This is a genomic window from Eubacterium sp. 3_1_31 (assembly GCF_964249515.1).
GTDB classification, from domain to species: Bacteria; Bacillota_I; Bacilli_A; order Erysipelotrichales; family Erysipelotrichaceae; genus Longicatena; species Longicatena caecimuris.
The window spans coordinates 154,454-170,698 of record NZ_CAXUBY010000002.1 but is presented as its reverse complement, the minus strand read 5'-3'; the positions used below and the strand labels follow the sequence as shown (position 1 = coordinate 170,698).

The following is a 16,245-nucleotide window of genomic DNA, read 5'->3' as shown; positions in this document are numbered from 1 at the left end:
AATAGAAAGAAAGGATCATTGGTAAGAGCTACAGGATGTTGTACGATTACTGATTAGGATAAAGGGATATGAAAAAAGAAGAATTACAGCAGATAGCACGACAAGTGCGTAAGGATGTGCTGTGGGAGATCTTTAGCGCACAAAGCGGTCATCCCGGCGGCTCTTTAAGTGCTGCCGATCTTGGCACAGTCTTATTTTTTGATGAGATGGATATAACAAAGGAAAATGCCCAAGGTCAAAAACGTGATCGTTTGGTTTTTAGCAAGGGTCATGCGGCACCACTGCTTTATGCGTTATTGTGTGAGAAAGGACTATTGGAAAAGGATGATTTAACAACTTTTCGCCGCATCAATACCCGCTTACAAGGACATCTGAATATGAATTATATTGATGGGGTAGATATGTCTACGGGATCTTTAGGACAAGGGATTTCCGCAGCTGTTGGTATGGCACTAGCAAATCGCTTAGATGGCAATACCCATCGCATATATGCATTGTTAGGTGATGGGGAATGTCAGGAAGGGGAAGTATGGGAGGCATTGATGAGTGCTGCCCATTATCAATTAGATAATTTATGTGTCATCATCGATCACAATGGTTTACAAATTGATGGCAAGGTGGATGATGTCATGAAGGTAGATTCGCTGTATGACAAAGCGATTGCCTTTGGCTGTCATACCCTGCAGATCAATGGGCATGATATGGATGCTATCAAAACGGCCTTTGCACAGGCTCGTCAGATTAAAGGAAAACCGACGGTGATCATTGCCGATACAATTAAAGGGAAAGGGGTATCCTTTATGGAAAATGAAGCAGGATGGCATGGCAAAGCACCAAATGCAACGCAATTTGAACAAGCTATCAAGGACTTAGGAGGTGATGCACAATGGTAAAAAAGGCAACGCGTGAGGCGTATGGGGAAGCGTTAGCGCAACTCGTAAAACAAAATCCTGACATTGTTGTTTTAGATGCTGATTTAGCAGGAAGCACGAAAACAAGCGAAGCGAAAAAAGTATGTCCACAGCGTCATTTTGATATGGGCATCGCGGAAAGTAACATGATGGGCGTGGCAGCCGGCTTGGCAGCCAGTGGCAAGATCCCATTTGCCAGCAGCTTTGCGATGTTTGCGGCAGGAAGAGCCTATGAACAGATTCGCAATGCAATCGGGTATCCACATCTGAATGTAAAGATATGTGCAACTCATGCCGGATTAAGCGTTGGAGAAGATGGTGCTACTCATCAATGTAATGAAGATCTGGCATTGATGCGCACGATTCCCGGAATGTGTGTCTTACAGCCTTGTGATGCACAGCAGACCACCCAGATGATCAAGGCCATAGCGAGGATGGATGGTCCTTGTTATGTTCGCTTAAGTCGAATGGCTGTTGATACGGTTTATGATGAAAATATGCCGTTTACGATAGGAAAAGGGAATGTCCTACAGAAAGGGGAAAAAGTAGCCATCGTAGCCAGTGGGATCATGGTCCAAGAAGCTTTACAGGCAGCAAAACAATTACCATTTGTGCCGACGATTGTCGATATGCATACCATAAAACCAATTGATAAAGCATTGTTATGTTCGCTGGCGAAGGATCATCAGCTGATCGTAACGGCAGAAGAGCATTCTATAATCGGTGGTTTAGGCAGTGCCGTTGCCGAAGTTCTTGCGCAGCAGCCACATGCCTGTGCGTTGCGCATGGTAGGTGTTTTCGATGTGTATGGAGAAAGTGGAACCCCTCAAGATGTCTTGCATAAATATGGCATTGATGCAAAAACTATTGTAAACACGATTTTAACACAACCCTTTCAATAACAAAGATAATTGCATAAACATGTTCTGTGAATGATGAGCGAGGAACATGTTTTCTTTTTAATTAAGATATCCTAAGAACTTTCAGTAGAAATTATGCTAAAATAAAACAGGGTGATTTACATGAAGGATTTTTTTACATATTATACCGAAATCAAGTCAATGGCTGCACCATTTCAGACTTTTTCTATTGCGCACTTGTGTTTTTTATGCCTCATGGGCATCATCATTTATGCGTTGTATCATCGTTACACCACGCTTAACACATCTAACAAACGAAAGTTTCAGATCTATATGGCTTTATATTTTCTAATCGAAGAGGCCATATATACGCTATGGCTCTTACTTAACTGTCATGAACAGGTATGGATTCAGATCTTGCCTTTAGAACTTTGCAGCTGCTGTGTTTATATGAATGCTGCCTGTGTCTTTACACAAAAAAATAGCTTGCGTTTCTTTAGTGGGGTAGTTGGCTTAGTTGCTGGAGGGGTAGCCATGATTTATCCTGCGAATATTGCCGGCTTATATCCAATCGTATCTTATCGCACAATCAATTTCTATATCTTACATGGCGCCTTTCTCTTATTTTCGCTCATTCAATTAAGTGATACTACGCTTTTACAATATCGCTATATGAAGAAAAACTATTTGATTATTTGCTGTATGTTTTCCATCGCCTTTATTGTCAATCTGATGCTGGATACCCAATATATGTTTGTCGGTGTTCCACCGAAAATCGCTTTGGTAGCTAGCTTATATCAGCTGACCGGTATTTTCTTATTTTTGCCGGCGGTCTTAGCCGCTTTGTTTGTCATTCAATGCATTGTTGTCTATCTATTACGTAAAGTATATGGCTATCCAAGCAAAGAAGAAGCAGCATCGTAGAGGAAGTATGCTGTTTTCTTTATCTTTGTCATGTTTAAGGAAAAGTCATCCGTATTGACTATGCACAAAGCGATTCTTATAGTAAAATAAGAAGAAAGAAACAGGAGATTATATATGACAAAACAAAAGGAAACAACATGGAGCCACACAAAGGCATTATTGCCGCAGATACAAGAGGCATACACTGCGATGTGTCGCAATGCTCTTTCAGGCGGCGAAATATCTTTAAAAAAATTTACATTACTGCTCAGCGGTATTTCAGCCTGCCGTAAGACGCCAGGCATCCCAGAGCATATGGGCTATGAACAGATGTATGTGTGTAATGATGAACAGGCGCAAGAAGTGCGAAACCATCTGGATAAGCTTTATGGCATAAAGGATGTGACAAGCTTGGAGGCCTGCTGTGAACATCTGTTTACAACACACCGCGAATATGTTCAATTTTTATCATTTTGGAAAGAACAGCCGATGTTTGATCTTCAAGATCTGCAGCCGGAAGCAAAAACCATGTTTGAGCATTTTCAAAGTTATGCACAGCTTTTTTATCCATTCACACAAGACAAAGGCTTTTATGCTTGGGATGCCAATGAGATCATTGGTCTATATCGCAGAGCGTATGCCTGTCATTTGATTGATGAAGAAGCCTTTTGGAAACGCTGTTTGCCAATTGCCCGCAGGGTGTCTTCCTGGTATGCGAACTGGCAAGAATTTGCCTTAAGCTCTTTATGTGGCGCCTTATATTTTAATTTGCGTAATGGTGGCACGGATGAAGAGGCAGATGGCTTATTCCAGCTGCATATGCGATTGTTGCAGCAGCTGTTGAGTGAAGGCGGTGCTTGGGGCGTACATGGCTGGTATCAGACGATGCCCAAAAAATTTGTGAAGTCCAAGGAAGAAATATTACAATTGCTCCATGATTGGGAAGGCGGAGATGGCTGTATTGCCAGTGACCGCATTTTGGTAGATGGTTGTCGAATCGGTTATATGTATCGACAAGAACCACAGCAGGAATGGGATAGCGGCTGGCGTTTTATGGCTGGTGATGAAACGCAGGAATATCTCGATGATCCTTATCATTGCGGCATTTATAAATTAAATACACTATGTAATTATGACCCGGAAATTCAACCTTTCCTCACAGATGAGGTGGGCAGTGCGTATGCGCGCAAGGAAGATGATTTATTACATAAGATTTCTTCGAAAGAAGCTTAGCTTGTTCTTACGATTCTCTTACAGGCATTGACTTTCTAAAGCAAATTATGCTAGTTATAAAGAGAGGTGTTGAACATGCTGAAAGTATCCCATATCACCATGACAAACAAACAGCGGCATCTGTTAACAGATGTCTCTTTTGTATTACCTGCACATGGGTTTTGTGCCATTACGGCTAAGGAAAAAGAAACCGAAAAGGCCATCAGTTATCTTTTGGCCGGTATGAAACAAGCGGATGCCGGATTTTTACAGTGTGATGAAACAAAGGTAACCAATTTCTCTGTGACGGAAAGAAGCCAATATCGCACAAGCTGTGTGACTAGCTGGTTTGGCGATTTCCTTTTCTTACCATCAGCAAGTGTGAAAGAAAATATTGTTTTACAATATGCATATGAAAAGACAAAGGTGAAACAGGTGCTGCAAGATTGGCAATTATCTTCCATAGCAGAAAAAAGCATTGAAGAAGTCAGCTTTCAAGATAAAGTGAAAACGATGCTTGCCCGAAGTGCTTTGCGTACCTATCGTTCGATCATTTTTTATCCCGATAGTACACCATTTTCAAAAGAGGAGCTGCAAAGCATTTATCAATTGTTAAAAATTTATAGTGAACACATACTGGTCATCGTTGTCGGTGATCCTGCCTGTCATGCCTATAGTGAACGCATCTTGGAATTTCGTGAAGGTATTTTAATCAGTGATAATCAAGCAGATGAAGAAGTAAAAATACAGGATATTCAACAACCTGGTGTAACCATGCAGAAAGAGGGATGGCATGCGATGTTTGAGGAGCAACATCGTCGCTATCGCTGGCCTTATCATGCGTTAAAATTTTTAACATTGATGTCATTGATCCTTGTTTGTATCTTATGGAGCACAACGAGCTTAGATATCGTCAATATTGAGCTAGGCATGCTGCAAAAGGATAAGACGAATTCATTTGTCGTCCATAAGATAGCCCAAGGGGACGATGGGACATTATATCCCGCTTTAAAAACGAATCTATCATCAAAGGATGTTTCAATCTTACAGAAGCATATGAAGGGCAATCTGCTATGTAGTTATGTAGCGGTCAATGCAACCTTTGCTAATGCCTATCTGGAAGGTATTTACGATAAAGAAGCCATACCCTTAGAAAATTATTTGCCTGTGGTGGAGGCAAATACTGCCAAGCAAGCCGGTATCAAAAAACTGCAGGGGCATTATCCTACAACCTTTGATGAAGTTTGTCTTTCGTTGCAAACGGCTCATCAGCTCTTTCATCAAGAGATACCGGCAGAGAAACTGTTGCATATGACAATTTCTTGGTATGGCCTGCCTTTACGGATTTCCGGGGTTTTTGAGGATGAGGATGGGGATAAGACTGCAAATGGCGTTTTAGGAATGCATCTGGGCTATCCCTTGTATGTAAAAAGCGGTTATCTGAAACAACATCCTTTATCGAAGATGAAAAGCTTTCCTTCCAGTAACAAACGCTTATTATATCAAGATCATTTTGTAAACATTCAAGATATTCAGCCGATCGATGTCTTTTCACGTTTTTATAATGGAAAACAGATTGTGTACTACACCCCAATTGCACAGGATGAAATTGTCCTTGATGTAGCCACCGCTATTGAAATGGGGTTCCCTTATGAACGCTATGCAAACGATGAGACAATGAGCTATCAGGAAAAATTGTATGCCTATATTCGCTTTGCTGATGAGATGATCGGTAAACAAATACAGGTACAGGCGTATACAATCGAAGCCACACCAATTAACAGTATGTTGTATCGTAAGAATGTGAAAATTGCCGGTTTCTTATTACCGAGTATGGACATGATGGAAGGAAACGAGCAGGTAAAGGATGCTACCGTGTATATGGATGAAACCGGTTTATCGAATGTCCTGGTGAAAAATGTCCAAATCAAACAGGTAACTTATCAAGGAAACAGTGTGGAGGAAGTAAGAGAGGCATTGCAGTATCTGAATACTAGTAATTTATATGAGATAAGCTTAAAAAATTCTTTGCTGCTGCAAGTTCTAGTCATTGATTTCAAGGAATTGTTCACCTTTTTTGCGATTGCCAGCATCTTCTTTCTAGGAGGCAGTGTACTGCTTTATTTTCTGCTGTTGCATAAAACCATTCAGCATCAGCAACTTGCTTGCAGTGTGTATTATGTTTTTGGTGAGCGAAAGGACGCAATGCGTAAATTATATGAAAAAACCTTCTTAAGAAGATGGCGAAAATATTTGTTTGTAGCTATCTTTATAACGACCATCTTATTGTGGGGCTATATCATATTGATCTTGTTAAAGCTTTCAGCGGATGTCTCACTATTGATGTATTTGTTATTGCCCGCTTGTGTGGGTGGTTTGCTTTACTTCAGCATGCAGCTGGCAACACGATGGTATCTGAAACATTCTTCACTGCTGCTGGATGCATATGCTGAAGAAGTATGATAAAATACGAAGGTATTGGAGGGATGTGTATGAAAGAACAATTTCTGCAGCGGATGAAGGAATATCTGCAAGAGGATTATGAGGCTTATGTAAAAACGTTAGAGGAAGATGCTTATCGTGGGTTGCGTGTTAATACGACAAAGATAAGCGTTGAGGCTTTTTTACAGCTGTCTGTTTGTGAGTGTAAGCCTTCTGCTATCTGTCCTGAAACCTTTTATATTCCACACCAGGAAAAAGGGTTAGGTAATCATCCTGCACATCTTGCCGGTCTGTTTTATATGCAAGAGCCAAGTGCTTCCAGTGCCGTAGAAGTTTTGGATGTACAAGAGGGGGATTGGGTGTTGGATATGTGTGCAGCTCCGGGAGGCAAAAGTACGCAGATTGCCGCGAAATTGCAGCACAGTGGTTTGTTAGTCAGTAATGAAATAGAGGCAAAGCGGGCGGCCGTATTGATGAGCAATATGGAACGTTTAGGTTTTAGTGAATGTATGATTACCAATGCACGTCCCGATGAACTGGCCAAGGAAATGGGCGGCTGGTTTGATAAGGTCTTGGTAGATGCTCCTTGCAGTGGCGAAGGCATGTTTAAAAAACATGCCAAGGCAATGGACGATTGGAGCGTAGAACATGTGGCTTCCTGCGCAATGCGCCAAAAGCTTATTTTAGAAAGTGCTTATGAAACCTTAAAAGAAGAGGGCATTCTTGTATATTCTACCTGCACCTATTCGATGGAAGAAAATGAAGAAGTCATATATGCATTTTTAAAGCATCATGAAGATATGGAATTATTAGATTGCCAGGTTAACTTTGGCAGAAGCGGATTTTCATATCGTGATCTGGATGTGACAAAGGTGCGAAGAATTTTCCCGATGGATCAAGGGGAAGGACATTTTGTGGCTAAGATGAAGAAACATGGTCAAGCCGTCATGTCGCGAAAAAAAGAAGTGGCGGATACAGCCTTGCCAATGTTTGCCCAAGCCTTTTTAAAAAGCCAGCTGGCAAAGCAGCCTGCGCATACGTTACTATTGCAGGATAAGCTATATCTGAAACAAACGCCTTTTTTATTTATAAAGAAAATTCATATCCTGCGCCAGGGCATCTTAGCCGGGGAAATCATGAAAAACCGCATAGAGCCACATCAGCATTTTTATAGCGCAAGTTTGCATCAGGATAAGTTTTTACAGACCTATGATATGCGTGATGAGGAATGTCACCTCTTTTTACAAGGTCATCCTCTATCCGTCAGTGCGTATAAGGGGTATACGGCCTTATTGTGGCATCAGCATCCCATCGGCTTTGCCAAAGGGGATGGCATGGTGTTAAAAAATAAATACCCTAAAGGAATGCGTATTCGCTGATCGAAAATAGAAATAACTTGACCAAATAGGTAAGGATAAATGACAGGAATTTCCGATTGTATCGAGATTCCTTTTTTTATTGCCCTTATGCTATAGCCACAAGGGGAAAGTATGTACGTTCATAACGATATTTCTATAATCGTATGTAAAATTTAGTAATATCTTGTTATGTTTTTCTAAGATATTGACAAAGAATTGACACACGCGCTTATTGATTATCCTGTACATGGGTTAAGCAAAAAGGATCCTGTACATGGGCAATGAGAGCTATAACGAACACTGTTATAGATAAGATGTCTTTTATGAAAATAATGAAAAATGCTTAATGCAAGGTCAATGCGCTGGTATTGCTGAAGCAGCTTTATAAACACAAAAGGCAATGGATAGATGCTGGTAAAAATTGCCCTTCGTTATGAAAATGATCATGGATACAAGCAAATGAAAAACGCTATGATAAGGTCAACATGTCTGGGAAAAAGCAACCGAAACTTAGTGAAAAGATGATCATGGGCTTTGCCTTATAGAATGAAAAAACCTAGTCGAAAGATTATAGGTATTTTCTGGTTGAATGCCATCATGGTATACAAGAAAAAGGCTTAGTTTCGCATAGATGTAGCTCATGGTTCAAATATGTTTATGTTACAAAAAGTGGAAATGGAAGGGAGAACGTATAGATGAAAAATTATGGTAAGAAACTTGTCTCTATGATACTGGTCATCACGATGATCGTTTTAACCTTTCCGACTTTCCTATTTGCAGAAGAGATGAAAACAACAGAGGATTCTCAAACTGTCGCTGATACCAACTATCGGGGAAGTGGAAGAACGAGAATCGCCTTCCATATCCAATACGAAGGAGAGGATGCTTCCGGCTACTATGATAAGATGTGGATGGAAGGCTGGGGCGTCAGCTTTGGAGCATATTATGATTGGAAAGATGCCGATATCAGCAATGCGGCGACCAATATTGCGGCTTTTATGCCTGCCAAAACAGATGATGAAGCACTGTTAGGAACCGATAATGAAGTTATGCCGGATGATGGAAGTACCTACCCAAGTGATGAAGATAAACAACGCTATCAGATATTTGGTGAAGATATTGACGGTGATGGCAATCAAAAGGAACAAACAGTGCTATATGCAAACGCATCTGTAAATGAGGACATCGTTATGGCCTCTATGAGTAAATTGGAAAAACTAGTACGTTCAGATGATGATCGCTTTGGCAGCTTCGATACCGAGGCTACGGTACTTTGTAATCATGGTTATACGTATGAAATCAGCGTTAAAAATGCAACGAAGACATTAAGCGATATTGTTGTTTTTGATCGCTTAGAAGATGCTCCTTTATACCAAGCAGATAACCATTTTGAAAACAATTGGTGGTATGGCAGCTTTACAGGTATCAATGTAAATGAACGAAAAGAAAAAGGTGCTGCTCCAATTGTCTATAACAATGCGAATCGCAATGCGAAAATCACTACTGAAGATGAGGCACCAGATGAGGTCTTAACCGTGGAACATGGCTGGATACGAAGTGAAGACTGGAAACGTGAGCTATCTGAGGTGAAAGCAATTGCCGTGGATATGAGAAAGGATAGGGAAGGAGATCCATTTACCATTAAAGAAATGGGCGCGGTATCCTTTCAGATTCATATGCAATCACCAAAAGAGGACGAATCATTGGATACTGCCAACCATGAGAATACTCATGATAAAAAACATCCTGCCACCTATGCGTATAACGATGCCAGTTTTTATTCTAAGGTCGTTGAAGATCAAAGTGAAGGCACGGTGAATGGAATTGCAGTACGTGTGAAACAGCATCAGCCGGAAACATTGGAAGTTATTAAAACTTTGCAAGGAAAAATACCTGAGAAAAGCAAAGATATGTCCTTTCGCTTTCAGGCAAGCTATGCACAGAAACCATTTGCTACACAGGAATATCAATTGTATAAGAAAACAGGGGATGGTTGGACAGCATGTGGTACGAATCGGGTGTATGCAACAGAAGCAGATGGAAGCTTTTATCTGCATGCAGATGAAAAAGCTGTTTTTCATCTTTTAGATCAATCGCTGATGGAAATCAAAGAAGAGGAAAATCCTTTTTGGAAGGTTGACATCACAGATATAAAGCATGAAGATACCCGTACGATGACATTTCAAAATACGTATCGCCCAGTGCTTTATGCGCAAAAAAAGGTACAAGGACATTCCGATAAAATGGATATCACAAAAGAAACCTTTCACTTTCAAATAAAGGCAGATGATCAGCCACTAGCCAATGCAGAGTATTGGGTAGTTGACAGTATACGAAATGATGGTGGCATACCAATGAAATTGAAAGAGGGCAAAACAGATGCGAATGGACAATTTGAAATAAAAGCAAATGAAATCATAGCTCTCTTTCCCGGAGATGAAGGCATTCGCTATGAAGTAAACGAAATATATCCAGGTAAAGATTGGTTCTGTGAACAAACCAGCGCCAGCGGTATTATGGAAACATTCGGAAATGTTGCAACGATCACAAATCACTATAAATGGAAAGAACTGTATTTAACAAAGGAAGTAAAGCATCAAAATGCAGAGGAATGCAAGAAGGAATTCACATTCGAAGTTTCTTCAGATGATCATTTGTTAACCGGTGCACGCTGGGTCATCTTAAATGAAGATGGATTGGAAAGCGATGTAGAAGGGATCCTTGATGAAAACGGAAGATTTTCAGCAGCATGTGCAGGAAAAATCATTAAGATCGAGGGCTTTACCGCAGGAAAAAGCTACAAGGTAAAAGAAATCGATGATACCGGTTATACGGATGGGGATTATTATGAACCAATTAACGCTACTGCAGAAGGAATGATGCCATGCTATGCTAAGAAAGCCGAAGCAACAATCGTAAATGATTATCTATTACGTCCTCTCCAAATTACAAAGCTTGTCAGTTTTGATCCATCCAAAGTGTCAGAAAGTGAGCAACAGGCTATCGAAACAAGAGAATTTACGATGCAAATTTTAATCGAAGGCAAACCATATGCCGATAAGGAATATCAGATCATGAAAAACGGTATACTGGTTGGTCAGGGTAAAACATCGAACGATGGCTATTTCAGCATTCAGCATCAGCAAACAGTCGTCTTTCAAGATGTGGGCGTTGAAGGAATGGAATATACGATCATTGAAACACCGGATGCCGATTATGAACAAATTTATCCGGTTGATAAAACACCGGCTATAGGGAAATTAGCGGAAAACAGTACGGTCACTTTTGTAAATGGGGATGCCAATACCTTCATGATCGGAAAAGAATATGTGGTCGGCGAAGAAGATAACGGAAGGGGGAATGCTTATTTAGAAGATATCAGACAAAATGCCGAAATTAGAGATAAGGAAAAGGTGCATCTGAAACTGGAAATCCAAGAGCATAACGGGGAATGGGCTGTTTGGCCTAAGGAAACAACAGAAGTACAAGTATTGGATACCATACATCAGACACGAGCGACCTTACTATGGGAAGCCGGTAAAGAAATCCAGATAGAACCATGGAAACGAATCATGATCAATACTTTACCGAAAGATACGCGCTATCGGTTAAGCGAGAGCAGTAAAGATCGTTATAAGCTCTATAAACAGAATGGCGGTTTTATTGAAATCACACCAAAGATAGGGGAATTGGCAAATGTGATTCAACAGCAGCCACTGGCTATTTTACAGAATCAGATTAGTGGAAGAGATCAAACGTCTGCCATTTATAAACGGATGCATTTGGGCAGCGATGAAGTGATGAAAGGAGCCAGACTAGTTTATCGTGTAGATGTATATGATGGAAAAGTATGGAATCCAGCCGCAAATGTAGCATATATTATCGCTGATGAAAAGGGCATTTCAAGTAATCGCATCCAAAGAACACAACGTGATGGTAAGATTAGCATCGAGAAGAGTGCAAATGGATATCCAATCATCTATTTTAGCGAAGCAGATGTAAAAATACAGCCTAGCATCGTCAAAGATGGCACCTATCGAATCGTGGAGTTGATAGAGGAAAGTGATGCTGAATGGGGACAGTTAAGTGGATATGTTGATGCACTGGATGATTGCTATAATGGTCGTATTGATTGCCAGGATGCCGTGGGGTTTGTAAATAGTAATCGCAAGACGGTCATTGAAATTGCGAAAGAAATGGAAAATGACAGTGATCAGGAATTCACTTTCGAGTTACGTCAGGTACTGCGGGCTAGCCAAGAAAACATCACTGATATAAAACAAATCTTGGAAACGCGCAAAGGTGTTCATCTTGCCTATACGGTATATGATAGTGAAACAAATGAAATTGTAGCCAAACGCACCACGCAGGCTACCGGCGAGATTACGATAAAAGCGAAACAATTTGCCAGAATAGAGGTTTGTGATGACACGGTATGGACAGTGAGTGAAAAACAGAATACACCATATGTCGTAAAGGAAATCTCGGGGACAAAAGATAAGACAAGCAAACTATCTGAAAATACCATGTTACTACAAGCTAAGGCACCTGTGATCTTGGCCCAGTTGTCCATAGAAGCGAAAAAGAAATTTTTTCTAAAAGAAGAACTGCTTGATAAAGATGATTTTATCGTAAGGGCAATGTATTCCGATGGAAGTATCAAAACATTAGCGAAAGATGAATATGTAATTGATAAGGATCAAGTACCGACGAGTACAACCTTTGATTTAACCTTTGCTTATGGCGGTTTAAAAGAAACCAAAACATTGCAAACAGCAGGAACTGTGATTTTGACAAGTGAAATGGTGAATAATGGAGTCATTGATGCCGTTTCAGAAGAAAAGGTAATATTAAATCAAGGAGATGTAGTGATTCCGGAAGTCATTCTCGTGAATGACATACCTTGTATTGTCGTTAGCATCGGAGGCAATGCTTTTAACGCAAAACATGAAGTAAAAAGTGTAGTCATGCCAGACAGTGTCACCAGCATCGGTAATGCGGCATTCTACGATTGCTGGCTGAGTGATATTAAGTTATCCAACAATTTGAAAGAAATTATGCCGCAGACCTTCTGGCGAGCCGAGTATATGCTCCACATTACAATACCGGAATCCGTAACTGCTATTCGATACAGTGCGTTCCAAAGCTGTTTGCGTTTAGAAAGTGTTAAACTGCCGGATAATCTTCAGATTCTGGAACAAAGTGCCTTTAGAGGATGCAATGCCTTGAAAGGAACATTGGTTATTCCTAAAAATATCACGGTTATCAATGATTATTTGTTTACGAATTGTATTAATTTAGAAGGCGTTGTACTACCGGATGGGGTAACGGAAATTGGTTCCCAAGCTTTTGCTGAATGTAACAGCCTTGTGAAAATCAATTTACCAGATTCGATGCAAAAGATTGGATATGCGACATTTAATAAATGTACGAGTCTTACACATATCAGTCTCCCTGCAAAATTAAAAGAAATACCGGAAAATGGTTTTGGCTGGTGCTTGGCACTGGAAAGTATAACATTAGCTGAAGGACTGGAAGTAATTGGTACAGATGCTTTTGTACAGTGCACGAAACTAAAAAGTATTGAAATACCTAGCACGGTTACTAGCATTAACAATGCATTTCGATTTACAGGAATCACCTCTTTCTTCATCAAAGGAAAGAGTAAGGATCAAATTGCTGGTGCACCATGGGGATTAAACGCTATGCAAGCTTTAAATATTGTGTGGGAGCTTGATCAATAAACAGCATAAGAGCAATAATCGTATAAAATATGTCAAAATACCATGTGATTTCACATGGTATTTTGACAAATAAGTGATGCATAAAAAGGGTAAGACAAAGAAAAGTTAATAAATTATGGAAAATATAAGGCAAAAGAAATGTCATTTTCATAGTGATGTTTCTTTTTTTTAGAAAAAAGAAGAAAACCTTGTTGTGACGGCAGCATAATCTTTTTTATGCTACGTTCTATACAAAAATAAATCAGACGGCAGATTTAGGCGAAGAAATCGATAACACCGCTCATTTGTCTTTTACAAATGCTGCTGATCAGGATTATGAGAAAGATAGCGATACACCAGAAGTACATACTGGCGGTATTAAAATGATAAAGGTTGATAAGGAAAATTCTGCAAAAGTATTGAAGGGTGCAGAATTCCAGGTTTTTGCATCGTAAGCGGATGCAAAAGCTAAAAAGAATCCAATCAGCATTAATGGTAAAGATACTTTTGTATCAAATGAACAAGGTATCGTAGAAATCTTTGGTTTAGCTTACGGTACTTTAGGTGAGTCATTTGAAGATAACAATAATCGTTCAACGGATTATTGGATCGTAGAGACAAAAGCTCCTATTAGTGATAAAGGTGAACCATATAGCTTATTGAGTGAGCCTTTAAAAGTAACAGTTAATGCTACAAGTCATTTAGATAATCAAAAAATAACTGTATACAATGCACTGACAAATACTGATCTTCTATTTACGGTGGTATTGGTACTATTATCTTTGTTATCGGTGGTATTGCTTTAATTGGTGCAGCAGTAGTATTAAATAGAAAAGGCAGCCGTAAAGCTGTTAAGTAGAAAATCAGGGGATTCAGTTCCCCTCTTTTCTGCTTTATACGAACAAGATGAAAATACGAAAGCTAATAACAACCTTGCTGTTTCTAGGTGGTGTTATTTTACTGGCCTATCCAAACGTAAATGTTTTATTGTCTAATTATGATCAAACCATAGCTGTAAAGAAATACAATGATAAGGCATTGCATTATGATAAAGTAATGGTAAAAAAGGAAATTGATAAGGCAAAGGTATATAACAAAAGCATCTTAGGTACTGAGGTACATGACCCTTTTGTACCTGGAAGTGGTGTGGTTATTCCTGATAACTATAATGACATCATGAATGTTGCCTCTGGTAGTATGGGCACATTGGAGATTCCTTGTATTGATTTAAACTTGCCTATTTATCATGGTGTGGCAGAAAAAGTTATCCGCAAAGGTGTTGGCCATTTACGTGAGACACCATTTCCTATTGGAGGGAAAGGGAATCACACGGTTTTAAGTACCCACCGCGGTTTGCCTGAGGCAAAATTATTTACAGATTTGGATAAAATGGAAATTGGTGATGAATTTTACATTCATATTTATAATCAAGTTCTTGCTTATAAAGTAGATAAGATCATCGTAGTGAAACCTAATAAAACAGAATATTTAAAACCAATTGCCAATGAAGATCATGTGACTTTATTGACCTGTACACCATATGGAATCAATTCACATCGCTTATTGGTAAGAGGAATACGAACAAAGTACATACCAAAGCATAAAGCAATGATAACAAAGAAAACGTGGTCAAAGGAAATAATTATACTGTTAGTGCTAACTGGAGCTTTAGTATTAATGATAGGTTATAAAACAGTTAAAAAAGTAAGGAGTCGTAAAAATGAAAAAATCAGCTAAGTTAAAAAAGATAATGGCAGTATTCTGCTGTATGGTGATGGCAATGGTAATTGCCGGATGCCAGCGTACGGATAAGTCTTCACCAAAAGGGTTGACAGAAGTTTATTTGGAGAAGATGTAAGAAGGAAAATATAAAGAAGCATGTGATATCGTCGGTGCTGAATTTGATCAAAAAAGCTATGATAAGAGTGCTGGTTTGCAAAAAAAACTTATGAAGTTAACTTATGCAAATATGACCTATGAGGTTAATGAAGAAAAAATCAAAGATGATAAAGCAACAGTCAGTGTTAAAGTAAAAAACTTTAATTATATAGATACAATGAATGATGCTATCTATGAAACCATGAAACAAAAAAAAGATGATGAATTCACGAAAAGTGAGTTTACTAAGAAAATGAAAAAAGCAAAACAAAAAGAAGAAACTGTTTTAGTTAACTATCGCAAAGAGAATAAAAAATGGATTTTTGATGGTAGTAATTCTTTGTTGAATGCGGCTATGTTAGGATATTTGAATTCTTAATTGTTAAAATTATTTAGAAATGATATAAATTTTGGTAAATTTATATTGTTTCTTTATATGTTTCATTCATAAGAAAGGAACAGTAAATTATGCAGACGATACACGTTTTTGAAATACAGAAATTAGATGTGATATGTGAAGATAACAGAGGCTTTGATGAGAAAAATTTATGTTTACAATTATTCTCTGATGCCAGTTATTCCATACCTGTACGCAGTTGTGATTTTTTCTATATTTGGAATATGATTACAAACTATCATCCTCGAAGTTATTGTCACAGACGGATTCATGATATACAAGAAAACTACTTTCTGATGTGTATTGATGATAATGCAAAAATACAAAAATTAATTACAAATTTAAAAGAATTGTCTATGTCACAGGTGTATCAAGCATTACTTAACCAGCAATATCGTGGTAATTATTTAAAATGTCTGGAAAATCTAAAGAAAGTGCTCTTAGTATCTTTTCAAAAGGCTTATGATGAACATAAAGGTATCGTATATTACAATGACAATTATAAAGACATATGGATAGGTAAAGGAAGTCATCTTGTGAGATGATTTCCTTTTTCATCTG

At 38.9% G+C, this 16,245-nt stretch carries 11 protein-coding genes; all 11 read left to right on the top strand.

The window, feature by feature from the left end:
- Positions 1-68 precede the first annotated feature (68 nt).
- The 11 genes from ACESSZ_RS01625 to ACESSZ_RS01575 all read left to right on the top strand — a co-directional run bounded on the left by ACESSZ_RS01625 (position 69) and on the right by ACESSZ_RS01575 (position 16,229).
- Positions 69-893 (top strand): transketolase, encoded by an 825-nt coding sequence (locus tag ACESSZ_RS01625; protein WP_499842675.1) that lies wholly within the window; start codon positions 69-71, stop codon positions 891-893.
- Positions 887-1,813 carry a transketolase family protein gene (locus tag ACESSZ_RS01620; RefSeq protein WP_117547195.1) on the top strand — a complete coding sequence of 309 codons (927 nt, stop codon included), beginning with the start codon at positions 887-889 and terminating at the stop codon, positions 1,811-1,813. The genes ACESSZ_RS01625 and ACESSZ_RS01620 overlap by 7 nt, the downstream gene beginning before the upstream one ends.
- 120 nt (positions 1,814-1,933) lie before the next feature.
- The gene (locus ACESSZ_RS01615; RefSeq protein WP_020990983.1) at positions 1,934-2,695 is read left to right on the top strand and encodes a TMEM164 family acyltransferase; all 762 of its coding nucleotides are present in this window, start codon (positions 1,934-1,936) and stop codon (positions 2,693-2,695) included.
- A gap of 114 nt (positions 2,696-2,809) precedes the next feature.
- On the top strand, positions 2,810-3,907 hold the full coding sequence (locus tag ACESSZ_RS01610; RefSeq protein ID WP_008979111.1) for an immunity protein Imm33 domain-containing protein: 1,098 nt from the start codon (positions 2,810-2,812) through the stop codon (positions 3,905-3,907).
- A gap of 75 nt (positions 3,908-3,982) precedes the next feature.
- Positions 3,983-6,349, top strand: coding sequence for a hypothetical protein (locus ACESSZ_RS01605; RefSeq protein ID WP_499842674.1), 2,367 nt, complete (start codon positions 3,983-3,985; stop codon positions 6,347-6,349).
- Positions 6,350-6,378: 29 nt separating this feature from the next.
- Positions 6,379-7,707: an RsmF rRNA methyltransferase first C-terminal domain-containing protein gene (locus ACESSZ_RS01600; RefSeq protein WP_119957468.1), complete on the top strand. Its 1,329-nt coding sequence runs from the start codon at positions 6,379-6,381 to the stop codon at positions 7,705-7,707.
- A gap of 674 nt (positions 7,708-8,381) precedes the next feature.
- Positions 8,382-13,430, top strand: a complete 5,049-nt coding sequence (locus ACESSZ_RS01595; RefSeq protein ID WP_321195587.1) for a leucine-rich repeat domain-containing protein — start codon at positions 8,382-8,384, stop codon at positions 13,428-13,430.
- 885 nt (positions 13,431-14,315) lie between these two features.
- Positions 14,316-15,146, top strand: a complete 831-nt coding sequence (locus tag ACESSZ_RS01590; RefSeq protein ID WP_119957469.1) for a class C sortase — start codon at positions 14,316-14,318, stop codon at positions 15,144-15,146.
- Positions 15,130-15,267, top strand: coding sequence for a hypothetical protein (locus ACESSZ_RS01585; RefSeq protein WP_321195588.1), 138 nt, complete (start codon positions 15,130-15,132; stop codon positions 15,265-15,267). Before ACESSZ_RS01590 ends, ACESSZ_RS01585 begins: the two co-directional genes overlap by 17 nt.
- Before the next feature lie 75 nt (positions 15,268-15,342).
- On the top strand, positions 15,343-15,666 hold the full coding sequence (locus ACESSZ_RS01580; protein ID WP_321195589.1) for a hypothetical protein: 324 nt from the start codon (positions 15,343-15,345) through the stop codon (positions 15,664-15,666).
- Positions 15,667-15,755: 89 nt separating this feature from the next.
- On the top strand, positions 15,756-16,229 hold the full coding sequence (locus tag ACESSZ_RS01575; RefSeq protein WP_119957470.1) for a hypothetical protein: 474 nt from the start codon (positions 15,756-15,758) through the stop codon (positions 16,227-16,229).
- The last annotated feature ends 16 nt before the right edge of the window (positions 16,230-16,245 follow it).

Excerpts from the sequence above, each read along its gene's own strand:
- ACESSZ_RS01625 (WP_499842675.1), top strand. The coding sequence starts at position 69 with ATGAAAAAAGAAGAATTACAGCAGATAGCACGACAAGTGCGTAAGGAT.
- ACESSZ_RS01620 (WP_117547195.1), top strand. The coding sequence starts at position 887 with ATGGTAAAAAAGGCAACGCGTGAGGCGTATGGGGAAGCGTTAGCGCAA.
- ACESSZ_RS01615 (WP_020990983.1), top strand. The coding sequence starts at position 1,934 with ATGAAGGATTTTTTTACATATTATACCGAAATCAAGTCAATGGCTGCA.
- ACESSZ_RS01610 (WP_008979111.1), top strand. The coding sequence starts at position 2,810 with ATGACAAAACAAAAGGAAACAACATGGAGCCACACAAAGGCATTATTG.
- ACESSZ_RS01605 (WP_499842674.1), top strand. The coding sequence starts at position 3,983 with ATGCTGAAAGTATCCCATATCACCATGACAAACAAACAGCGGCATCTG.
- ACESSZ_RS01600 (WP_119957468.1), top strand. The coding sequence starts at position 6,379 with ATGAAAGAACAATTTCTGCAGCGGATGAAGGAATATCTGCAAGAGGAT.
- ACESSZ_RS01595 (WP_321195587.1), top strand. The coding sequence starts at position 8,382 with ATGAAAAATTATGGTAAGAAACTTGTCTCTATGATACTGGTCATCACG.
- ACESSZ_RS01590 (WP_119957469.1), top strand. The coding sequence starts at position 14,316 with ATGAAAATACGAAAGCTAATAACAACCTTGCTGTTTCTAGGTGGTGTT.
- ACESSZ_RS01585 (WP_321195588.1), top strand. The coding sequence starts at position 15,130 with ATGAAAAAATCAGCTAAGTTAAAAAAGATAATGGCAGTATTCTGCTGT.
- ACESSZ_RS01575 (WP_119957470.1), top strand. The coding sequence starts at position 15,756 with ATGCAGACGATACACGTTTTTGAAATACAGAAATTAGATGTGATATGT.